Origin of the sequence: Vagococcus teuberi (genome assembly GCF_001870205.1) — a bacterium.
GTDB classification, from domain to species: domain Bacteria; phylum Bacillota; class Bacilli; order Lactobacillales; family Vagococcaceae; genus Vagococcus; species Vagococcus teuberi.
This window is the reverse complement of record NZ_CP017267.1, coordinates 1,482,591-1,503,750: the sequence shown is the minus strand read 5'-3', so window position 1 is coordinate 1,503,750 and position 21,160 is coordinate 1,482,591. Positions and strand designations below refer to the sequence as shown.

Here is a 21,160-nt window from a genome sequence, read left to right as displayed (position 1 = left end):
TTTAGATTCACTAAAAGACCTTTTGTCTATAGTTGGTAAGTCATTTTTCTTAACTTCTTCCCAACTCGAAACTCCTTTTATACCATTGACTACCCGTGGTGTTAGTTAATTTTAATATCCTAAAGAATATCTCAAAGTTCCTTCGAAACGTCGTTGTGCTCGACTTAATAGAACACTGTAATCCAGTAATATGCTTTCAAATCTACTCTCTAGCCCTTTAACAAAACGTGAGTTGAAATTTTGACAACCTAATTTTTCTAAGGAAGAAAAAACAGTCTCAACTGTTTTTCTTTGTTTTCCAAGTAAGCTGTGGTCTAATTTTTCTGATTTATCCATGTTTTTACGTGGCGGAACGGATATAGTAATGCCTTAAGGGCAAGCTTTTCATGGATTTTATGGCTAATATATCCTTTGTCCCCTAGGATATTGGGAAGATTCGCTTCTTCCGATAAAGTCTCTAACACTTTCACGTCATAGACACCTGGATTCGTGATTGAGTAAGTAATCGGAAAGCCAGTCTTAGTAACGATCATATGAATTTTAAGACCATGAAAATAAGATTTTTTTGTTGAGTTATAGCCAACTTTGGCTATTTGATTCAATAGTTTTGCTTGTCTATTTCTAACTGGTTTACATAGTGGATTAGGAAAACTATCTATAATTCCGACTAGTTCACCTTTGGTGAGCTTCTTGATGAAAAAGTATCGAATAATCTTGATGGTGTAAGCTAAGTTTGAATTTAAGCGAGTGAATCGACTCCTACTAGGAAAGTCACCATTAGGAAGTAAGACGGAACAACCCACTCTATACATGGCTCTTTGGCTAATGTAGGCATTAATTATGCCCCATATAATACAAGCAATAATCACTGTATCGCGTTGCTTCAGTTGATCAGTATTTCTTCGGTTTTTAATCTTATCTGGTACACAATTGTGGTATATGTTAGAAACAGTTCTCATAATTTCCTTGAATGTTATAAAAGTATCTGTATAATGTTCAGTATATTTTGATGAACGCATATGTAGTCCTCATTTATTGGGAGTTTTGAGACTACTATATGCCTTTTTTTGTTGATTTACCAACATGTTTAGACATTTTCCTCTAGAAAAAAATTAACTAGCACCACGGGTTTGCCACTTATTATTTTGATAAGTCTAACTATTGCTTATGGCATCAAAAGTGTCTTAGTGATACTGGTACTAATTATTCTGTCACTTACATTAGCATTATTTATTGCAAAATAAAAAGCAAAGCTTTTATAAAAAAAGTCTTTACCTTTTATTTTTCCCAAATCATATGATACTCTTTTGAATCAGTCTCAGTATCCATACCTACACTTTCTATGATAAAATCTTTATTCTCATAAAAATTAACGGTATTAATATTATCTACATAGACTGAAAGTGTTAATTTGTCGTTTATTTGTTTTAGGTAATTAATTAATCGGCTACCAACACCTTGGTTTCTGTAGTTTATGTCAACAAATAATCCAGCTATGTAACCATCTAATTCGCCTAAAAAACCGATAATTGTTTTATTATTCCTATACACAAAAATATTTGCTTCAGGCGACATTTTTTAATGTTCACAAATTGATTTTTCCAATACTGAGCGGGAATAAATGAATGTGTTTGTAAATTGCTATTCAACCAAATCTGTGCCAATTGTTCTAAATCCCTGTCTGAAAAACTGTTTAATTTTGTAATCATTGTAGCCCCTTTTTCCTAAAACAAGTTTAATAAAAAATAGGAGAGGATTCAATTATCTAAAACTAGGAAATGATATTAATTAATCATATATTTTCATTGTACGGACTGAATAAAAATAGTCCATTTTTTTAGTATAAGAGCAATTCCTTATGAGTTCTGAAAGAAACTAGATTTATAGTATACTATGTCAAAAGGAGGAATTAGATGAACAATCAAATCACACTAGCGTATTTAGATTGTGATGATCTAGATGCTTTACAAGTTGTAAGTGTTATCAGTTTTTATGAATCGTTTATCGATGGTGCAGATCCACTTGATATGCAAGTATATTTACAGACACAATTGACAATTGAAATATTGGCAGTAGAATTGGAACAGCCAACCAGTAAATTTATTGGTATTAAGGATCATCAAATACTCATTGGTTATATGAAAGTCAATGATGAAAAAGATGCTATAGAGATTCAACGGATCTATCTGCTCAAAGATTATCAAAACAAAGGGTTAGGGCAACGGTTACTCGATGAAGCGAATTGTTATGCTAAAACGAAACAAAAACGTTATTTACGTTTGACTGTTTATGAAAAAAATCATGCAGGTATTCGTTTTTATGAACGTCATGGATTTAAAAAAATCGGGATCAAACATTTTCCTTTAGGAAAACAAGATCGTATTTGTCCGATTTTAGAAAAAGAAATCTAAAAAAACGTCCTCACTTTTGATGCTGAGGACGTTTTTTTAGACTGGTAATGGAACCATAATTCGCTTTCCTTTTTGATAAATCGATGATTCCGTCACACCTTTTGTTTTTTACAGAGCAAAAAGATCATCGAAATGGAAACGAAATGTTCAAGGTAATGCCCATCTGATCCAACACTAAATAAGGTACCGCCACGTGAAAGATATAAATCAATGACATATTCATATAAAACTAAATTGTCATACAAGTAAGCGCTCTTAGTATGTAATTCGAATGTCAATTTATTTTTGATTACTTGATCTAGAATCGGTAAAAACTGCGCTTCATATTGTTTAAATTCAGCAACGGATAGACCAAATACCCGAAAACCATAGTCAAAATGAGCAAAGACATCTGCTTCTATAACAACTAGTGCTTCTGAAAGTTATGCAAAATACTGAGGAATCACAATAGCAGGATCCATATCTTTGACTTCGTCATCTAAATAATCAAAGTGACCATTATGATGCACATTGAGTAATTTTAAATCGTAATCTTTATTGGCTAAATAGTCGATGATCCGATCCTTTTCAGAAGCAATGTAACCGATTTTTATGCCTTTTAAAACACGATTACCAAAACGCTTATTTAAGCTATCGATTGTTTGACTGTACATTTCATAATCGGGGATATCATCGACTTTAGTAACAGGATTGGCTAAGTCAAAATGTTCAGTTGTCACGACATAACCATCGTAGTTTGTTAAATAGTCCTCATTTCTTGGGAGTTTTGAGACTACTATATGCGTTTTTTTGTTGATTTACTAACATGTTTAGACATTTTCCTATAGGAAAAAATTAACTAGCACCACGGGTCATTGAATTTTATTTTTAAGTAGGGATCTTGTTTTAGAGATTTGTTCATATGGTCATACGACTTTGGCATTAGAGTCAGGAATGAGTCAAATTGAGGTTAACGAGTTGTTAGGTGGAGGTATGTCAGAAGTTCCGAATGAGGAGCATATGGGTGATAGTATCATTATTAGGCATGATTCCAGTGGCATTAATCCAAGCGGTATTTGGTATCTTATTAGATTAACCCAAATCTTGTTTTAATTAAATTAAAAAAAAATGAGAAATAATATTGACATCACATGATATATTAAGATATACTACGTTTAACAAATTTAGATTGTGAGGAACTTGCTATGAATACAACAAAGCAACAAAAACCAACACAACTGAATAATTTTTACTTTAGCTACTTTAGATAGTGTTTGTAGACATGTCAGTCATGGATGCAAACCGGAAAGTTTGTATCTATGGGGCTAAGGAATTTTAACGAGCAACGTTCGCCACATAGATTGTTAAGATAATCTAAGTGGCTTTTATATTTTAAAAGATAGTCGTTTTATATCTTTTTAAAGCATTGGCTTAGATTATTGTATCTAGTCAATGCTTTTTTAATTGAGTTTCTTATGTGGTTGAACTAAGAAAATGGAGGAAGAAAAAAATGAAGAAAAAAATGTTAAGTAGTTTAGTCGGATTAGCAGCAGTGGGATTATTAGTTGGATGTGGAAATAACAGTGCGGAAACGGATTCGAGTGTACAAAGGATTGGGATTCTACAATATATGGAGCATAAGTCTTTAGACAAAGCCAGAGAAGGATTTATTGCTGAATTGAAGGATGAAGGTTATGAAGATGGGAAAAACATAAAAATTGATTCTCTAAACTCACAAGGAGATCAGGCAAATCTAAAAAGTATGAGTGAAAAATTAGTAAAAGAGAAAAGTAATGTGATTTTAACTATCGCAACCCCAGCAGCTATTTCAGTAGCGACAGAAACAACAGACATACCTATAATATTCACTGCGGTGACAGATGCTGTGTCGGCAGGTCTAGTTGATAGCAATGAAAAACCAGGTAAAAATATTACAGGAACGAGTGATATGGTACCAATTGACAAACAAACAAATCTATTGTTATCAATTGTTCCAGATGCAAAAGCGATTGGAATTATTTATAACTCAAGTGAGGAAAACTCAGTTATTCAAGCGAAATTAGCAAAAGAAGCCATTGAGAAAAAAGGTGTCAAAGTCAAAGAATCAACAGTGACTTCAACAAATGATGTGCAACAGGTTATGACAGCTCTAGCAGGAGAAGTAGATGGTGTGTATATTCCAACTGATAATACTTTAGCTAATACCATGGAGACAGTTGGTGAGATTGCACGAAATAAAAAATTACCGATAGTTACTGGTTCAGCGGAAGATGTAAAAGTTGGGGCTTTGGCAACTTACGGATTAGACTATGAAAAATTAGGTCGACAAACTGGAAAATTAGCAGTGAAGATTTTAAAAGGTGAAGCAAAACCAGCTGATTTAGCAGTAGACATGCCAACTGATTTAGACTTAGTAGTCAATGAAGATATGGCAAAAGCATTAGGGATTGACCCTTCAACGATAAAATAAGACAAAGATAAGCGGAGTGAATTGTAATGGATATCATAATTTCAAGTGTTTCTCAAGGATTTTTGTGGTCGATTATGGCTATTGGTGTGTACTTAACATACCGAATTTTAGATGTGGCAGACTTAACAGCAGAGGCTAGTTTTCCATTAGGCGCAGCAATTAGTGCTAGCCAAATTGTGTCAGGAACTTCTCCATTAATTGCAACGATAATGGGATTAGTTGGTGGATTATTAGCAGGACTTGTTTCAGGCTTACTTCACACTAAATTAAAAATCCCAGCATTACTTGCAGGGATATTAACCATGACAGGATTGTATTCAGTCAATCTAAGAATCATGGGGCAGGCCAATGTTTCATTATTAGGTAAAAAGACTATCATGCGTTTCTTTAATGATTTAGGAATGACTAATCAAATCGCCACTTTAATCGTTGGTGTGATTGCTTCATTAATTGTCATTTTATTCTTGTTTTTATTCTTTAGAACAGCCATTGGTTTAGCGATTCATGCTACAGGTGATAATAATGCGATGAGTGAGGCTAATGGGATTAACACAGACAATATGAAGATCATTGGCTATATGATATCAAATGGTTTAATTGCTCTATCAGGAGCTTTAATGGCACAAAGTAATGGGTATGCTGATATTAGTATGGGGATTGGCACAATCGTTATTGGATTAGCGTCAGTCATTATCAGTGAGGTTTTATTTAAAGATGTTAGTTTTGTTAAACGATTATTCTTAATTATACTAGGGTCAATTATTTACCGATTCATTATTTCATTAGTACTATATCTAGGTGTTGCGCCAACAGACTTAAAATTATTCTCAGCAATTGTTTTAACGATTTGTTTATCGTCACCTTTAATCAAAAACAAATTGAATCGAAAGAAAAAATAACGAGAATAAGGAGGAATCATCATGTCAGCAACATTAACATTAACGGATATACATAAAAGTTTTGAAGTAGGAACGGTGAATGAACATCATGTGTTACGTGGAGTAAACTTAACGTTAAACGAGGGCGATTTTGTTACGGTTATCGGTGGTAACGGAGCAGGAAAATCAACATTATTAAATTGTATCGCAGGAAATATTCCAGTTGATTCAGGGAAAATACTCTTAGAACATATGGATATTACCAATCAAAAAACTGAAAAACGTGCTGCTCATATCGGGAGAGTGTTCCAAGATCCACGTATGGGGACAGCGACAAGATTAAGTATTGAAGAAAATTTATCGATTGCTTATTCACGTGGAAAAAAACGTGGCTTGTCTTTAGGAGTAACAGATAGTCAACGAGAAGAGTTTAAAAAACAATTAGTGCGTTTAGATTTAGGATTAGAAGAACGACTTAAAAAAGAAGTTGGGCTACTATCTGGCGGACAACGTCAAGCACTGACACTACTTATGGCAACATTAGTAAAACCTAAACTATTATTACTAGATGAGCATACTGCTGCTCTTGATCCAAAAGCGAGTCAATCCGTTTTATCTTTAACCAATAAAATGGTTCATGAAGATCAACTAACGACACTCATGATTACGCATAATATGGAAGATGCTATAAAGTATGGGAATCGTTTGGTGATGTTATATGAAGGGAAAATAGTCGTTGATATTAATCAGGAACAAAAAGAAGGACTTAAAGTACAAGATCTAATGGATTTATTCCAAAAAAATAGTGGACAAGCATTAACAGATGATGCACTGATTTTATCATAATGTAAAATAGGGAAAACTCAAATCATTTTGGTTTGAGTTTTTTTATTTGTGAAAAATTATTTTTTGTTATTTGTGATAAAAGTTCTATAGTCATAGAAAAACTTGTAAAAACCATTTGTGAATTTGTTTTTAAAGGGTTTATTAAATGTTAAATAACTCACAATTATATTGTGTAAACGTTATTTTATGATATAGTAGTTACTAAGGTAGCTACTAAAAAAGAGGTTAAAAAAATATGGAAACAATAATACAAATAATGAAAAAATATCATTTTTCTGAGATGGAGACATTAGTGTATACCACCTTGTTAGAACAAGATAAACTAACAGGTTATGAAATTAGCAAACAGTCTGGTGTACCAAGGTCAAAAGTGTATAACATTTTAGAAAAGTTATTGAAAAAAAATTTAATTATTGTCAATAAATCAGAACCAAAGTTATATCGAGCAATTTCTTCAGATGAATTTATCGAACGCTTAGAAAAAGATGTTAAAAAAGATTTAGCAGTACTGGACAAGCAATTAGGCGGGATAAAAGAAGCTGAGGAAGAAGATTTATTGTGGAAAATCGAAGGGTATTCACATGTAATTGAAAAAGTTGAGCATTTAATCAAGCATTCAAAAAGTAGTTTGTTACTTCAAATATGGAAACAAGATGTCAGTAAAGAGCTATTATTATTATTGCAAAATTCGGAAAAAAGGTTAGATGAGTGTGTCGTAATTTTATTTGATGCTGAACATCATTATGACTTACCGCTAAATCATTATTATAAACATGGATTTGAAGAAGATAAATTGGCTGATTTTGGTTCCAGGTGGATAAATGTTGTGCGTGATGAAGAAGAAGTCGTTTTTGGGACTCTGTCAGAAGACGCAAATCAAACCGATGTCACTTGGACAAAAAACAATGCCATGGTGAGTTTGTCGAAAGAATATATCAAACATGATGCTTATACATTAAAAATTATTGAAGAGATGCCTCAAGAATTACGCAGTAAATATGGTCACGAATTTGAAAAAGTGCGGTCAATATTTAAGGGGGAATAAGTCATGGTCAGAACGGTATTATTAACACTTATTATTTTAGTCAATGGATTCTTTGCTTTTACATTTGTGAAAAATTTAATGAGTCATAAAGAAGAATTTAAAGAAGAAAAAGCAAATGTAAAATGGTTACCATTTACTTCATTTATCATGTTTTTCTTATCAACATTTGGGATTTCAGATTTTGCAATAGGAACAGTTCTTTATCCAAAACTAGGTTGGGTTAACATGAAAAAATTACCAGGGACACTAAATACGCAATGTGTGATTCCTGTTGCAGCTATGGCGTTATCGTATATTTCAGGAGTAAATGTAGGAATTAAAACATTAGCGATTTGTATTATAGCGCAAGTAATCGGTGCTTATATTGGACCAAAATTTGTAGTGAAACTACCAGAAGATACCATTAAAAAATTCGTTGGTGTAGGATTAATCATTGCAGCATTTTTAATTTTTGCGGGACAAGTTAATTGGATTCAATCAAATGGAACAGCAACAGAATTATATGGTGGAAAACTTATTTTAGCAGCATTTTTATTATTTGTGTATGGTGCATTAAACAATATTGGGATTGGGTCATATGCTTTAACAATGGTGACAGTTTATTTATTAGGAATGGATCCAATCGCAGCATTTCCAATCATGATGGGAGCTTGTACATTCTCAGTGCCAATCGGAAGTGTTCAATTTATTAAATTTGGTGAATACAGCCGAAAAATCACATTATTTACTTCTGTTTTTGGGGTACTTGGTGTATTAGTTGCAGTGTTTTTAGTCAAATCATTAAATACTTACATGTTAAAATGGGTTGTAATTTTTGTACTACTTTATAGCTCATATTCAATGTTAGCAGCACAAATTAAAAAAGGATCACAACCAGTTTAGGAAGGGGAAATAAATATGTTATTTTTGAAAAAAGAAGATATTGAAAAATGTTTTGATATGAGAGCGGCAATGGATGCGTCTTTAGAAGCGTTGAAAATTTATTCAGAAGGTCGCGCTACTATTCCATTAAGAACGAATATTCCAGTACCAAAATCGGAAGGTCAAAGTCTTTATATGCCAGGATATGTTGAATGTGATAATGGCAAAGACGCTTTGGGAGTCAAAATTGTATCTGTTTACCCAAAAAATATTGAGAAAAATATTCCAAGTGTTCCAGCCACAATGGTAGTGTTGGATGCAGAAACAGGTATTGTGAATGCCATGATTGATGGCACCTACTTAACCCAATTAAGAACAGGCGCTGTCCAAGGAGCCGCCACAGAACTTTTAGCAAGAAAAGACGCTAAAATTGGCTCATTGATTGGAACGGGTGGTCAAGCAGAAGGTCAACTACGGGCTATGCTAACTGCTAGAGATTTAACAGAAGTTCGCATCTTTGATATTGATTTTGAGAGAGCTTCAGCGTTTGCTAAAGAGATGTCAGATAAATATGATGTCAATATGATTCCTACAAAAACAGCGCAAGACTGTGTTGAAGGAGCAGATATCATTACAAGTGTGACAACATCTAAACAACCAACATTTTCTAGTGAATGGGTGAAAAAAGGAGCTCATATAAATGGTGTAGGAGCTTATACACATGATATGTGTGAAATTCCAAGAGAAATCATTAAAGAAGCAGATGTGGTTATTTTTGACACGATGGATGGGGTCTTACAAGAAGCCGGAGATTTCATGCAACCATTAGAAGATGGTTATGTATCAAAAGAAAAATATAAAGGTGAACTTGGTGAACTTGGTTTAGGTAAATTAACTGGTAGAAAACATGATGAAGATATTACGATTTTCAAAACAGTTGGCTCAGCAGTGTTAGATGTTTATGTCGCTCAAAAAATGGTGGAACAAGCCAAAGAAAAAAATATTGGTTTAACTGTTTAATAATAAAAAATCAATCGCTTATGTGGTTGATTTTTTTATTGGACAAAAATAGTTATAAAACCATCATATTTACTTATTAATTTAATGATTCAATTAGTATGGCTAGCTAGAAGAAAGGAGACAACATGAAAAAATTAATCAAGGTCTTTTTTGTTATTGGAATTATCTTGTTACTCCTTATTATATGGTATGCATACAACCATCAATTATGCCAGAATCCAACACAATTAAAACAGTTTATTCATCGTTTTGGGTGGTATGCACCGGTAGTTTTTACCATGATTCAAATCATACAGCCTATTTTACCTATTATCCCTGGTGGAATGAGTGATGTGGTTGGAGTTGTCGTTTTTGGCAAAATAATTGGAGTGTTGTACGCGTCTGTTGGCCTGATAATAGGGGAAGTCATACTATTTATACTAGTTCGTCATTATGGTCGTTCATTTGTTTTATCGATTTTGTCGGAAAAAAATTTACCTCGTTTAGATAAATTGATTCAACTAGGGAATAAACATACCATCTGGATGTTAATTATTGTCTTTTTGATGCCTTTTGGTCCCGATGATTTAGCTTGTTTAGCAGCAGGATTTACGAATATATCATTTAAAGATTATCTAAGAACCATTATTTTGTTTAAACCATTGTCTGTTGCGATTCATTGTTATTTATTATTAGATGTTTTTAAAATGGTGAAAATTAATTAATTAATTATGCTAGTAATTTAAGTAAAACATGTTACACTAATTAAGCTAAAATAAACAAATAGGCAAAAGCTTATTTGATGAAGGATGTTTACATGACAAAAAATAAATTTAATCTTTTCGGAATCGATGAGTCAATTATTAATGCACTTGACGTTTTAGGCTATACCTCACCAACTGAGGTGCAAAAAGAAGTGGTTCCTTTGTTACTTGAAAAAAAAGATATCGTGGTTCAATCTCAGACTGGTAGTGGAAAAACAGCGGCATTTGGTATTCCTGTATGTGATACTGTGGAATGGGAAGAACGCTACCCACAAGTTTTGATACTAACACCAACTAGAGAACTTGCGACACAAATCCAAGATGAATTATTCAATATTGGTCGATATAAACGTTTAAAAGTAGTGAGTTTATTTGGTAAAAGTTCTTATCAAATGCAAGTCAAACAACTTAAGCAACGAACTCATATTGTTGTAGCAACGCCTGGTAGGTTGTATGATCATATCATGCAAAAAACGATCAACCTAAGTAAAATCAATCAAGTGATAATTGACGAGGCAGATGAGATGTTTGCGATGGGATTTATCGAGCAACTTGACCAGATTATGCCGAGATTACCGAAGAAAAGAACGACCGCACTGTTTTCAGCAACCATGCCTGATGCGGTGAAACGATTATCTAAAAAGTATCTACATAATCCAGTGTATGTTGAAATTAAAAAAACTGATGACCAGAAGAAACGTATTTCACAATACTATCAATGGACGGCTGATGATGAAAAAAGCGCACAGTTTAAAGATACATTGATTGTTGAGAATCCTGAGACAAGTATTATCTTCTGTAATACTAAGATTATGGTTGAAGAGTTAACGAAGCAACTAAAAAATCTAGGTGTTAATTGTGAAATGTTACATGGTGGGATGGAACAACGAGATAGAACACGAGTGATTAAAGATTACAAACGTGGATACATTCATTGTTTAGTCGCAACAGATGTCGCAGCTAGAGGGATTGACGTATCAGACATTAAGCTAGTTGTGAATTATGATATTCCTGATAAGGTTGAAACCTATACGCATCGAATCGGTCGTACAGCTCGTTTTGAAAAAAGTGGGAAAGCTATATCATTTGTCAATTCGAAAGATAAATTCTCTTTTAAAGCTATTATGGCAAAAGAAGGCGACAGTCTTGAAGAAATGCGTCGTCCAAATCAAGAGTTAGTAAAAGAGATGAAACGTCCATTTTTAGATAGACAATTAGAATCTCCAAAATTACGCAAAGAAAAAGGATTATCATTTAAAGAAGATATCATGAAAATCCATATCAATGCTGGAAAAAAATGCGTGCCGGTGATATTGTAGGAGCTTTGTGCCAAATTGATGGTATGACTGCTGATGATATTGGCGTGATTGATCTATTAGATATTTCAACTTTTGTTGACATATTAAATGGTAAAGGTGATCTAGTTTTAAAAACGTTACAAACAAAACCTATTAAAGGTCGTTTACGAAAAGTTAATCAATCAAATATCACAAAATATGAGCAAGATTTACAAAAATATCAACGTTAAAAGAGTCTTTTTAAGGCTCTTTTTCCTTTTTTACGAATATAGTATTAAAGGAAGGTGTGACTTATATGTTGAATGGTTATATTTTATTATTTTTCCTTGGAGGCAGTTTGGCTTCTTTTTTTGTTTTAGTTGGTCAACGCACAAGAAATGGTCAGTCAATTGTACTACCAAAATCACATTGCAGTGTTTGCAAGCATGAACTGTCATGGTATGAACTGGTTCCTGTTTTTTCTTTTTTATTTTTAAGAGGAAATTGTTTGTTTTGTTTTTCAACGATTCCAAGGCAAAGTATGTGTTGGGAAGTTGTTTCAGGATTATTATTTATTTTATTATATTGTTTGTTGGAAAGTTTGAGTCTATTTATTGGTTTAAATGTGTTATGGTTTATAAGTGTCATAGTGATTAATTACAAAATATAAAATGGAGCCCTTAATATAATCTTAGTGAAAAAATCCAATAATAATAGTAAAAAAACAGTCGATTTGATGATTTTTTTCGAAAATTACAGTATACTATCATAGGATAAACTAAGGAGAGTATGATGAAATGGCTCAATTATTTTTTAAATACGGTGCAATGAATAGTGGGAAAACGATTGAAATTTTAAAAGTCGCGCACAATTATGAAGAACAAAATAAACCAGTCGTGTTGATGACAAGTGGACTAGATACAAGAGATGAAATAGGTATCGTTTCAAGTCGTATAGGATTACGTCGTGAGGCTATCCCCATTTTTCATGATACAAATATTTATGACACAGTGAGTGAGATGGATGACAAACCATACTGTATATTGGTTGATGAATCACAATTTCTTGAACAAGCTCATGTGGTACAATTTGCTAGAATTGTGGATGAACTTGATATTCCTGTGATGGCATTTGGCTTAAAAAATGATTTTAAAAATGAGTTATTCGAAGGCTCTAAATATTTATTATTATATGCAGATAAAATTGAGGAATTAAAAACGATTTGTTGGTTTTGTCATAAAAAAGCTACAATGAATCTAAGAATGGATAATAATAAACCTGTTTATACAGGTGAACAAATTCAAATAGGTGGCAATGAAGCTTACTACCCAGTTTGTCGTAAGCATTATGTGAATCCACCACTGTCAAATCGAAAGGATGAAGAAAATGTTTGATCAATTACAAGCGATAGAAGACCGTTATGAAGAATTAGCGGAATTACTAAGTGACCCAGATGTCGTAAGTGACACGAAGCGTTTTATGGAGCTATCAAAAGAAGAAGCAGGAACACGTGAAACAGTTGACGTGTACCGTCGATACAAAGAAGTCACTCACGGCATTTCAGATACGGAAGAGTTATTAGGTGAAAAACTTGATGATGAGATGCAAGAGATGGCTAAAGAAGAGTTATCTGAATTAAAAACTGAAAAAGAAGAATTAGAAGAACGTATTAAAATTCTTTTATTACCTAAAGACCCGAATGATGATAAAAATATTATCTTGGAGATCCGTGGTGCAGCAGGTGGAGATGAAGCCGCATTATTTGCTGGCGATTTATTTGAGATGTATCAAAGTTATTCACAAAATCAAGGTTGGACGTTTGAAGTCATGGATGCCAACATCACTGATATTGGTGGATATAAAGAAGTCACTGTGATGATTACAGGAGACAGTGTCTTTTCAAAACTAAAATATGAAAGTGGCGCGCATCGTGTACAACGTGTTCCATCAACTGAATCTCAAGGTCGTGTTCACACTTCAACAGCAACAGTCGTTGTCTTACCTGAAGCAGAAGAAGTTGAGTTAGAATTAGAAGACAAAGACATTCGTGTGGATATTTATCATGCAAGTGGAGCCGGTGGACAGCACGTCAATAAAACTGCCTCTGCCGTTCGTTTGACACATATTCCAACAGGGATTGTTGTAGCCATGCAGGATGAGCGTTCTCAGTTGAAAAATAGAGAAAAAGCGATGAAAGTGTTGCGTGCTAGAGTATATGATCAATTGCAACAAGAAAGCCGTAATGAATACGATGCTAACCGTAAGTCAGCTGTTGGTACGGGAGATCGTTCTGAGCGTATTCGTACATATAACTTCCCACAAAATCGTGTGACGGATCATAGAATTGGTTTGACCATTCAAAAATTAGACCAAATCTTAGCCGGAAAATTAGATGAAATTGTGGATGCATTGATTATTTATGATCAAACAGCTCAATTGGAGAAATTAAATGGATAAACCTGTTACATATTTTGAAGTCCTGAAATGGGCTTCTTCTTTTTTAGAAGAGCATAATAAAGAAACGGCGATTGCTGAATACCTATTGTTAGAATATAATAACTGGAATAAGACAAACCTCTTACTGCATTTTAATAAAGAAGTACCTAGAGAGATAGTTAATCGATTAAAAACTGATTTAGTTAAGGTGAGTGAAAATTATCCGCCACAATACTTAATTGGCTCTTGTGAATTCTATGGTGAACGTTTTGTTGTGTCAGAAGATACGTTGATTCCAAGACCTGAAACAGAAGAACTTGTTGAACTGTGTTTAACAGAAAATGATTTAACTAAAAAATCAGTTGTTGATATTGGTACTGGTACAGGTGTTATTGCGGTTTCTCTGAAAAAAAATCGTCCTAATTGGGATGTATCAGCCGTTGATTTATCATCAAGCGCTTTAGAAATTGCAAAGGAAAACGCGTTACAGCTAGATACATCAATTGATTTTTATTTAGGGGATGCTTTAGAACCAGTCATGGATGAAACGTTTGATATTATCATCTCAAATCCACCTTATATAGGAGAAGAAGAGTGGCCAGAGATGGACGAATCTGTTAGAATCCATGAACCTAAAATGGCCTTATTTGCTGATAATAAAGGATTAGCGATTTATGAAAAAATAGCTAAGGAAGCAACAAAGGTATTAAATGAAAAGGGCAAGATTTATTTAGAAATTGGCTACACACAAGGAATGAGTGTTGTACGTATTTTCGAAGAATACTTTCCACAAAAAGTCGTAGAAGTAGTAAAAGATATGTCTGGTCATGATCGAATGATTAAAGTTTATTAAAAGGAAGTGTAGGGATGAAGACAAAAATCTATCATCAAGAAGACATTAAACAAGCAGCACGCGTCATAAAACAAGGTGGTTTAGTGTCGTTTCCAACAGAAACAGTATATGGTTTGGGGGCAGATGCGACAAATAGTGAAGCGGTAAAAAAAGTCTATGAAGCAAAGGGCCGTCCTAGCGATAACCCATTAATCGTCCATGTTGCTTCAAAAGAAATGGTTACACAATTTGTGAGTGGCATTTCTGAGAAGGCAAATCAATTGATGGAAACTTTTTGGCCAGGACCTTTAACACTTATCCTACCGTTAGCTGAGGAAGCAAATCTGTCGATTAGTATGACAGACCAATTGGAAACAGCAGCATTTAGAATGCCAAATAATTCTTTAACATTATCATTAATTCGTGAATCTAATCTGCCACTTGTTGGTCCAAGTGCTAATACATCAGGCAAACCATCCCCTACAACATCTACACATGTGTTCAATGATTTAAATGGAAAAATTGAAGCTATATTAGATGACGGAGAATGTGAAGTAGGGATTGAATCAACAGTTATAGACATGAGTCAGCCAGATAAACCAACGATATTAAGACCTGGAGCTATCACAAAAGAAGAGATTGAAAAAATAATCGGAGCAGTATTTATTGATACGCATCTTGTAGATGATAAACAAGCACCAAAATCTCCCGGAATGAAGTATAAGCACTATTCACCTGACGCTGATGTCATCATTGTTGATGGATCAATTAATGACTGGAGACACGCGATTAACTACTATAAAACGCAACAAAAAGAAGTGGCGATTTTGTCAAGTCAAGCTATCTATGATGAATTAGATGATTATTCGGTATTTGCTCATTATATTTTATCTGAAAATAAAGACGTGAAATCAGCTATGCATCATTTGTTTAGCGGGTTAAGACAGTTAGATACTGATTTGTTGGGACATAATGGTGTTATTCTAGCTGAAGGATATGATGAAACAAGCGAAAATATGGGATACATGAATCGGTTAAAAAAAGCAGCAAATCAAACATTTTTTAGAAAATAAATAGTAATTATAAAGAAATATGGTACAATGGTATAAAAAATCGGGAGTGTGTTTGCATATGGATTATAAAAAAGAAGATGCTGTTTTATGGGATGCAATTGCTAATGAAAAACAAAGACAACAAGAAACAATTGAATTAATTGCTTCAGAGAATTTTGTATCAGAAGCTGTTATGGCAGCTCAAGGAAGTGTGTTAACAAACAAATATGCTGAAGGGTATCCTGGACGCAGATATTATGGTGGCTGTGAGTTTGTTGATGTAGTAGAAAATTTAGCAATTGATCGTGCGAAAGATTTATTCCAAGCAGATTTTGCTAACGTTCAAGCTCATTCAGGCTCACAAGCTAATACGGCAGCTTATTTATCATTAGTTGAAGAAGGCGACACAGTGATGGGGATGGACCTAACAGCAGGTGGCCATTTAACTCATGGGTCTCCAGTAAACTTTAGTGGTAAAACATATAACTTTGTGTCATATGGCGTAGACCCAGTGACAGAAGTCATTGATTACGAAGTTGTAAATATACTTGCAAGAAAACATCAGCCAAAATTAATAGTGGCCGGAGCGAGTGCTTATTCACGTGATATTGATTTCAAGAAATTTAGAGAAATCGCTGATGGTGTTGGAGCAAAATTAATGGTCGATATGGCTCATATAGCAGGTCTTGTGGCAACAGGTTTACACCAAAATCCAGTTCCGTATGCAGATGTTGTAACATCGACAACACACAAAACATTACGTGGGCCAAGAGGTGGTCTTATTTTAACAAACTCACCTGAATTGGCTAAAAAAATCAATAGTGCTATTTTCCCTGGTATTCAAGGGGGACCTTTAGAGCATGTGATTGCAGCCAAAGCTGTGGCTTTTAGAGAAGCATTATTACCTGAATTTAAAGACTATAGTAAACAAGTATTAGCAAACGCTAAAGCAATGGCTAGAGTAATCAATCGAACACCAGGATCTCGATTAATTAGTGGTGATACAGATAATCATTTATTATTAATTGATGTAACTGGTTTTGGATTGACTGGTAAAGAAGCAGAAGCTATTTTAGATAGTGTTCACATCACTGTCAATAAAAATACGATTCCATTTGAAAGCCAAAGTCCATTTGTGACAAGTGGTATTCGTATTGGAACACCAGCGATTACAACACGTGGATTTAAAGAAGATGATGCAACAAAAGTCGCTGAATTAATTGTTGAAGCACTAACATATCACGAAGAAGAAAGTGTTTTAGAAAAAGTCAGAAAAGAAGTAGTAGAGCTATTAAAGAGCCATCCACTTTATAAATAAAATTTTTAGGTAATTGACTAGTCAATTACCTTTTTTTCGGCTACAATAGATAAGAATAAAATTTAAAGGAGAATCGTATTATGGGAAAATTTCAAGTGATAGATCATCCGTTAATTCAACACAAATTAACAATTATCAGAGAGAAAAATTGTGGAACAAAGGTTTTTAGAGAAGTTGTTGATGAGATTGCTATGCTAATGGCTTACGAGGTATCTCGCGATATGCCTTTAGAAGATATTGAAATTGAAACACCAATGGGAACGTCAGTACAAAAAACGTTAACAGGTAAGAAAGTAGCGATTATCCCAATATTAAGAGCAGGAATTGGTATGGTTGATGGTATGTTAGAATTAATACCTGCAGCAAAAGTTGGACACGTTGGTTTGTATCGTGACCATGATACACTAGAACCAGTTGAATATTTTGTAAAATTACCAGCAGATATTGCTGATAGACAATTATTTGTAGTTGATCCAATGTTAGCAACAGGTGGGTCAGCAATTATGGCAATAGACTTATTAAAACGTCGCGGCGCAACAAACATTAAATTTGTATGTTTAGTAGCTGCTCCTGAAGGGGTAAAAGCTTTACAAGAAGCTCATCCTGATGTAGATATCTACACAGCAGGTTTAGATGAAAAATTAAATGACGAAGGTTATATCGTACCTGGGTTAGGTGACGCTGGTGACCGTTTATTTGGAACAAAATAATAAGATTCAAAAGAGATCAGACTACATATTCTGGTCTCTTTCTTTGTGAAAAAATCTCTTTTTTCGATTGTCAATAGGAAAAACCTATTAAAATAACTATTAGATTCCATAATATTCTATAACTTTTAATCGGTTGGTAGCGTCAAGAATTTTGTGTAAACGGAAAATCCATTCTATTATTTTAAATTAAAATATTAATTCTAACGTATCTTGAATTTCCTTAAATTTTTTACGGACTCTACCTGAAAATTTTTGGGTATATTCAATGAACTGAGAAACTAGGAATCTTTTCAGAGATTCCTTATTAGGGACTTGTTCTTTTCTCTTTGTATATTTTTAATTACTTATTAAATTCCTCAATTAAACTAGTTGAGTAGATGGTCTTTCTGAATTTATAAAAAGTTAATAATAGAAGGATTTATGAATAATTTAGTGACTTGTAGATACTGTTTTTTTCATTTTTAGCTCTTTATCAAGATTTGGCGAAACAATTGGATTAAGTTTATTATTCCTTTTTGGTGCAGTTGCTTGTTTCTTTTTTATCTATGCTGGAAATGTCCAAAGTAGTTATAATGTTTTAGAAGTACATGTGCCATATGAAGAGTACAAACGTTATCAATTTTTCCAAAAATTTGAGTCTTTGTATTGGATGATTATTCTATTAATCTTTTTTGGATGGGGAATTTTCTTCGATGGATGGGATATCTGTTGGATAGTGTTTCTAATAGGTGGAGTTTTGCAAGACACATTAAGTAAACGATCATAAAAAAGAGGCTGACCCAAAAGTCTCTAGAATAAACTAAAAGGAAGAAAATCTTTTTTCGATTTTCTTCCTTTTTTGACGTAAAAAATAGCACTATCCTATATAATTAAAGTGACGAAACCAACTAAAAAGGAGTGCTATTTATGTATAAGAATTATAACACGAAACAGGTTACTTTATCACTGAATTTAGATATTTATTTAGAAGAAAATGATATCGCTTTTGCGATTGATGAGTTAGTAGAAAGCATCCCTGTGGATGTGTTCTCAGTTTTTGAGCATCGAATGGGAACTTCGTCTTATCATCCAAAAATGATGTTGAAGCTTATTCTGTGTGGCTACACTCAATCTATTTTTTCAGGCAGAAAGATAGAAGCTATGTCTAAAGATAGCATTCGTGCCATGTGGTTAACGCAATCACAGACACCTAACTTCAGAACAATTAATCGATTCAGAGTGAACCCACTGGTTCAACCGATACTTCAAGAATGTTTTATTCAATTTAGAAATCAGCTTGTTTCTCAACAATTAATTGATGAAGAAGCTATTTTTATTGATGGAACAAAGTTAGAAGCCAACGCAAATAAATATACCTTCGTTTGGAAAAAGAGTACACAACGTTATGAAGAATCTTTGAGAGAAAAGTCAAAGTCCTATTATCAACAACTTGTAGAAGAGCAAATTATTCCATCTATTTGTTCAGAAGATGATGAGTTAAACACAGGAAATTTAAAACAAATCATTGATGAGTTGGAAATGAAAGTAAGTGATTTAAGCACTAAAATTGAAAATACTTCAGATGTTCAAGAGAGAAAAGAACTTCGTTCTGAGCGTAAAGAGCCTAAAAAAGCATTGAAAGCTTTTTCTGACTTTATCTATAGAAAGCAAAAATATAAAGAACAACATGATATTTATAACGGTAGAAATAGCTACTCTAAAACAGATCATGATGCCACTTTTATGAGAATGAAAGATGACCACATGATGAATGGTCAGTTAAAACCTGGATATAACGTTCAAATTGCAACCAATCATCAATACGTTTTAGCATATGAAACATTTTCAAATCCAACGGATTTTAAAACAATGATTTCCTTCTTAGATACTATCAAGAAATCTTATTTTGACTTACCTAAATACATTGTGGCTGACGCAGGTTATGGTAGTGAAGAAAACTATCAAGCAATTTTAGATGATTTTGAAAGAACTCCATTAATTACTTATACAATGTATCAGAAAGAACACACTAAAAAATATAAACAAAATCCATTCATTCCAGATAACTGGATTTATAATGAATTGGCAGATACTTATATTTGCCCGAATAATCGAGAAGTCAAATTTAGAAATTACTCTACTCGAACGGATAAATCTGGATTCAAAAGACAACTTAAAATATATGAATGTGAGTCTTGTTTAAATTGCCCAGTTAGAGCATTATGTACTCGTGCGAAGAGTAGTAAAAATCGAGTGATTCAAAGAAATGGGAATTGGGAATATTTTAAAGCTCACGTAAGAGAGCTTTTGAAAGAGGATGTCACAGGAGAAATATATCGTCAAAGAAAAATAGATGTTGAACCAGCCTTTGGAAATCTGAAGGCTAATTTGGCATTCAATCGATTCTCTGTAAGAGGAAAAGATAAGATTTCACAGGAGCTGGGATTTGCGTTAATGGCACTAAATTTAAGAAAACTGAGAAAAAATAGGAAGGATATTAGTAAGAAATCACGAAAAAACAAGCATTCTGAAATGAGAGGTTTCATTTTGGAATGCTTGTTTTCTGTAAAGAGACTTTTGGGTCAGCCTCTTTTTTTTAAAATTGTTTTGCTAATTCTTTTGTTTCTTCCATAATTCCTTGAAGAATCTCATCTGCTTTTTCTGGTTGATAATCAAGACCTTCAATAATAATCGTATCTGTTTCTTCAACCCCTATAAAGTTGAAAATTTCTTTAACAAATTTTGATGAAGTATCTTCACCAGCATGAATGCCACCACTAGCTTGGATGTGTAACATTTTTTTACCTGGAGCTAAAGGCATTTTACCATTTTCGGTGTATTTAAATGTTTTTCCAGCGACAACAATCGTATCAATCCATGCTTTTAGTCTTGTTGGGATATTTAGATTCCATAAAGGATTAGCAATGCTAATTTTATCAGAGTTCAGAAATTGTTCAGTCAGTTCAGAAAATCGTTCGATTTTTTTTGCTTGAACCTTATTAATTTCTTTACCATCTTTTAAATTAGCCCAACCTGTTAAAATATCTTTATCGATTTCAGGAATATGATTTTCATACACATCTAATACTTCGACTGTGTCATTTGGATGACTTTCTTCATAAGATGTTAAGAAGGCATCAAGTACAGTAAGAGTACGTGATTCATTTTTTGTTAGTGGATGAGCTTTAATAACTAATACGTTTGACATAATTTTTCCTCTATTCATTTATATTTTACTTATTATTTATCAGTAATTATTAATATAAAGTATTTTGTGAAAAATATCAAAGTTTTTTAAAAGAA

General features: G+C 33.3%; 22 protein-coding genes and 2 pseudogenes. 19 read left to right on the top strand and 5 right to left on the bottom strand.

Features of this window, described 5'->3' with window-relative positions; all coding sequences use genetic code 11:
- Positions 1–111 precede the first annotated feature (111 nt).
- Together BHY08_RS07250 and BHY08_RS07245 are read right to left on the bottom strand one after the other, a co-directional pair.
- Positions 112–1,019, bottom strand: a protein-coding gene (locus BHY08_RS07250) for an IS982 family transposase (protein ID WP_157093648.1) whose coding sequence is annotated in 2 segments (ribosomal slippage) — positions 112–371 and positions 371–1,019 — 909 coding nt in all. Because the reading frame shifts where the segments join, the coding sequence is not laid out codon by codon here.
- Between the two features lie 259 nt (positions 1,020–1,278).
- Positions 1,279–1,575, bottom strand: a complete 297-nt coding sequence (locus BHY08_RS07245; protein ID WP_084657216.1) for a GNAT family N-acetyltransferase — start codon at positions 1,573–1,575, stop codon at positions 1,279–1,281.
- 338 nt (positions 1,576–1,913) lie between these two features.
- Between BHY08_RS07245 and BHY08_RS07240 the strand changes: the two genes are divergently transcribed.
- Complete coding sequence (locus tag BHY08_RS07240; RefSeq protein WP_071457232.1) at positions 1,914–2,411, top strand: GNAT family N-acetyltransferase; 498 nt, start codon at positions 1,914–1,916, stop codon at positions 2,409–2,411.
- Between the two features lie 36 nt (positions 2,412–2,447).
- Here BHY08_RS07240 and BHY08_RS11005 read toward each other — a convergent pair.
- A pseudogene (locus BHY08_RS11005) lies at positions 2,448–3,130 on the bottom strand (PHP domain-containing protein).
- Positions 3,131–3,344: 214 nt separating this feature from the next.
- Here BHY08_RS11005 and BHY08_RS11000 point away from each other — a divergent pair.
- The 17 genes from BHY08_RS11000 to upp all read left to right on the top strand — a co-directional run bounded on the left by BHY08_RS11000 (position 3,345) and on the right by upp (position 17,878).
- On the top strand, positions 3,345–3,503 hold the full coding sequence (locus BHY08_RS11000) for a hypothetical protein (RefSeq protein WP_157093647.1): 159 nt from the start codon (positions 3,345–3,347) through the stop codon (positions 3,501–3,503).
- Positions 3,504–3,900: 397 nt separating this feature from the next.
- A complete protein-coding gene (locus tag BHY08_RS07230) occupies positions 3,901–4,860 on the top strand; it encodes an ABC transporter substrate-binding protein (RefSeq protein ID WP_071457231.1) in 960 nt (319 codons plus the stop codon).
- A 26-nt stretch (positions 4,861–4,886) separates the two neighbouring features.
- Positions 4,887–5,759, top strand: coding sequence for an ABC transporter permease (locus BHY08_RS07225; protein WP_071457230.1), 873 nt, complete (start codon positions 4,887–4,889; stop codon positions 5,757–5,759).
- Between the two features lie 21 nt (positions 5,760–5,780).
- Positions 5,781–6,584, top strand: a complete 804-nt coding sequence (locus tag BHY08_RS07220) for an ABC transporter ATP-binding protein (protein ID WP_071457229.1) — start codon at positions 5,781–5,783, stop codon at positions 6,582–6,584.
- A gap of 235 nt (positions 6,585–6,819) precedes the next feature.
- On the top strand, positions 6,820–7,629 hold the full coding sequence (locus tag BHY08_RS07215; RefSeq protein WP_071457228.1) for a TrmB family transcriptional regulator: 810 nt from the start codon (positions 6,820–6,822) through the stop codon (positions 7,627–7,629).
- A 3-nt stretch (positions 7,630–7,632) separates the two neighbouring features.
- A complete protein-coding gene (locus BHY08_RS07210) occupies positions 7,633–8,511 on the top strand; it encodes a sulfite exporter TauE/SafE family protein (protein WP_071457227.1) in 879 nt (292 codons plus the stop codon).
- 15 nt (positions 8,512–8,526) lie between these two features.
- Positions 8,527–9,510 (top strand): ornithine cyclodeaminase family protein, encoded by a 984-nt coding sequence (locus BHY08_RS07205; RefSeq protein WP_071457226.1) that lies wholly within the window; start codon positions 8,527–8,529, stop codon positions 9,508–9,510.
- Positions 9,511–9,635: 125 nt separating this feature from the next.
- On the top strand, positions 9,636–10,214 hold the full coding sequence (locus BHY08_RS07200; RefSeq protein WP_071457225.1) for a TVP38/TMEM64 family protein: 579 nt from the start codon (positions 9,636–9,638) through the stop codon (positions 10,212–10,214).
- 92 nt (positions 10,215–10,306) lie between these two features.
- Complete coding sequence (locus BHY08_RS07195) at positions 10,307–11,572, top strand: DEAD/DEAH box helicase (RefSeq protein ID WP_211267902.1); 1,266 nt, start codon at positions 10,307–10,309, stop codon at positions 11,570–11,572.
- Complete coding sequence (locus BHY08_RS11160; RefSeq protein WP_211267901.1) at positions 11,551–11,781, top strand: DbpA RNA binding domain-containing protein; 231 nt, start codon at positions 11,551–11,553, stop codon at positions 11,779–11,781. The genes BHY08_RS07195 and BHY08_RS11160 overlap by 22 nt, the downstream gene beginning before the upstream one ends.
- 65 nt (positions 11,782–11,846) lie before the next feature.
- The gene (locus tag BHY08_RS07190; protein ID WP_071457224.1) at positions 11,847–12,200 is read left to right on the top strand and encodes a prepilin peptidase; all 354 of its coding nucleotides are present in this window, start codon (positions 11,847–11,849) and stop codon (positions 12,198–12,200) included.
- 127 nt (positions 12,201–12,327) lie between these two features.
- Positions 12,328–12,924 (top strand): thymidine kinase, encoded by a 597-nt coding sequence (locus BHY08_RS07185; RefSeq protein WP_071457223.1) that lies wholly within the window; start codon positions 12,328–12,330, stop codon positions 12,922–12,924.
- On the top strand, positions 12,917–13,987 hold the full coding sequence (gene prfA / locus BHY08_RS07180) for a peptide chain release factor 1 (protein WP_071457222.1): 1,071 nt from the start codon (positions 12,917–12,919) through the stop codon (positions 13,985–13,987). The genes BHY08_RS07185 and prfA overlap by 8 nt, the downstream gene beginning before the upstream one ends.
- On the top strand, positions 13,980–14,819 hold the full coding sequence (gene prmC / locus BHY08_RS07175) for a peptide chain release factor N(5)-glutamine methyltransferase (protein ID WP_071457221.1): 840 nt from the start codon (positions 13,980–13,982) through the stop codon (positions 14,817–14,819). The genes prfA and prmC overlap by 8 nt, the downstream gene beginning before the upstream one ends.
- A 14-nt stretch (positions 14,820–14,833) precedes the next feature.
- The gene (locus BHY08_RS07170) at positions 14,834–15,871 is read left to right on the top strand and encodes an L-threonylcarbamoyladenylate synthase (protein WP_071457220.1); all 1,038 of its coding nucleotides are present in this window, start codon (positions 14,834–14,836) and stop codon (positions 15,869–15,871) included.
- Positions 15,872–15,929: 58 nt separating this feature from the next.
- A complete protein-coding gene (glyA, locus tag BHY08_RS07165) occupies positions 15,930–17,168 on the top strand; it encodes a serine hydroxymethyltransferase (protein ID WP_071457219.1) in 1,239 nt (412 codons plus the stop codon).
- A gap of 80 nt (positions 17,169–17,248) precedes the next feature.
- On the top strand, positions 17,249–17,878 hold the full coding sequence (gene upp, locus BHY08_RS07160) for a uracil phosphoribosyltransferase (protein WP_071457218.1): 630 nt from the start codon (positions 17,249–17,251) through the stop codon (positions 17,876–17,878).
- A gap of 186 nt (positions 17,879–18,064) precedes the next feature.
- Here the strand turns inward: upp and BHY08_RS10770 are convergent.
- Positions 18,065–18,333, bottom strand: a pseudogene (locus BHY08_RS10770) (transposase); the annotation flags it as partial.
- A gap of 451 nt (positions 18,334–18,784) precedes the next feature.
- On the opposite strand from BHY08_RS10770, the gene BHY08_RS07155 reads away from it, so the two are divergent.
- The gene (locus BHY08_RS07155; RefSeq protein WP_071457217.1) at positions 18,785–20,491 is read left to right on the top strand and encodes an IS1182 family transposase; all 1,707 of its coding nucleotides are present in this window, start codon (positions 18,785–18,787) and stop codon (positions 20,489–20,491) included.
- Here BHY08_RS07155 and BHY08_RS07150 read toward each other — a convergent pair.
- On the bottom strand, positions 20,454–21,065 hold the full coding sequence (locus BHY08_RS07150; protein ID WP_071457216.1) for an FMN-dependent NADH-azoreductase: 612 nt from the start codon (positions 21,063–21,065) through the stop codon (positions 20,454–20,456). The genes BHY08_RS07155 and BHY08_RS07150 overlap by 38 nt on opposite strands.
- Positions 21,066–21,160 lie beyond the last annotated feature (95 nt).

What these genes read in the sequence shown, in the direction of transcription:
- BHY08_RS07245 (WP_084657216.1), bottom strand. Translation starts at nt 1,575, where the DNA reads ATGTCGCCTGAAGCAAATATTTTTGTGTATAGGAATAATAAAACAATT.
- BHY08_RS07240 (WP_071457232.1), top strand. Translation starts at nt 1,914, where the DNA reads ATGAACAATCAAATCACACTAGCGTATTTAGATTGTGATGATCTAGAT.
- BHY08_RS11000 (WP_157093647.1), top strand. Translation starts at nt 3,345, where the DNA reads ATGAGTCAAATTGAGGTTAACGAGTTGTTAGGTGGAGGTATGTCAGAA.
- BHY08_RS07230 (WP_071457231.1), top strand. Translation starts at nt 3,901, where the DNA reads ATGAAGAAAAAAATGTTAAGTAGTTTAGTCGGATTAGCAGCAGTGGGA.
- BHY08_RS07225 (WP_071457230.1), top strand. Translation starts at nt 4,887, where the DNA reads ATGGATATCATAATTTCAAGTGTTTCTCAAGGATTTTTGTGGTCGATT.
- BHY08_RS07220 (WP_071457229.1), top strand. Translation starts at nt 5,781, where the DNA reads ATGTCAGCAACATTAACATTAACGGATATACATAAAAGTTTTGAAGTA.
- BHY08_RS07215 (WP_071457228.1), top strand. Translation starts at nt 6,820, where the DNA reads ATGGAAACAATAATACAAATAATGAAAAAATATCATTTTTCTGAGATG.
- BHY08_RS07210 (WP_071457227.1), top strand. Translation starts at nt 7,633, where the DNA reads ATGGTCAGAACGGTATTATTAACACTTATTATTTTAGTCAATGGATTC.
- BHY08_RS07205 (WP_071457226.1), top strand. Translation starts at nt 8,527, where the DNA reads ATGTTATTTTTGAAAAAAGAAGATATTGAAAAATGTTTTGATATGAGA.
- BHY08_RS07200 (WP_071457225.1), top strand. Translation starts at nt 9,636, where the DNA reads ATGAAAAAATTAATCAAGGTCTTTTTTGTTATTGGAATTATCTTGTTA.
- BHY08_RS07195 (WP_211267902.1), top strand. Translation starts at nt 10,307, where the DNA reads ATGACAAAAAATAAATTTAATCTTTTCGGAATCGATGAGTCAATTATT.
- BHY08_RS11160 (WP_211267901.1), top strand. Translation starts at nt 11,551, where the DNA reads ATGCGTGCCGGTGATATTGTAGGAGCTTTGTGCCAAATTGATGGTATG.
- BHY08_RS07190 (WP_071457224.1), top strand. Translation starts at nt 11,847, where the DNA reads ATGTTGAATGGTTATATTTTATTATTTTTCCTTGGAGGCAGTTTGGCT.
- BHY08_RS07185 (WP_071457223.1), top strand. Translation starts at nt 12,328, where the DNA reads ATGGCTCAATTATTTTTTAAATACGGTGCAATGAATAGTGGGAAAACG.
- prfA (WP_071457222.1), top strand. Translation starts at nt 12,917, where the DNA reads ATGTTTGATCAATTACAAGCGATAGAAGACCGTTATGAAGAATTAGCG.
- prmC (WP_071457221.1), top strand. Translation starts at nt 13,980, where the DNA reads ATGGATAAACCTGTTACATATTTTGAAGTCCTGAAATGGGCTTCTTCT.
- BHY08_RS07170 (WP_071457220.1), top strand. Translation starts at nt 14,834, where the DNA reads ATGAAGACAAAAATCTATCATCAAGAAGACATTAAACAAGCAGCACGC.
- glyA (WP_071457219.1), top strand. Translation starts at nt 15,930, where the DNA reads ATGGATTATAAAAAAGAAGATGCTGTTTTATGGGATGCAATTGCTAAT.
- upp (WP_071457218.1), top strand. Translation starts at nt 17,249, where the DNA reads ATGGGAAAATTTCAAGTGATAGATCATCCGTTAATTCAACACAAATTA.
- BHY08_RS07155 (WP_071457217.1), top strand. Translation starts at nt 18,785, where the DNA reads ATGTATAAGAATTATAACACGAAACAGGTTACTTTATCACTGAATTTA.
- BHY08_RS07150 (WP_071457216.1), bottom strand. Translation starts at nt 21,065, where the DNA reads ATGTCAAACGTATTAGTTATTAAAGCTCATCCACTAACAAAAAATGAA.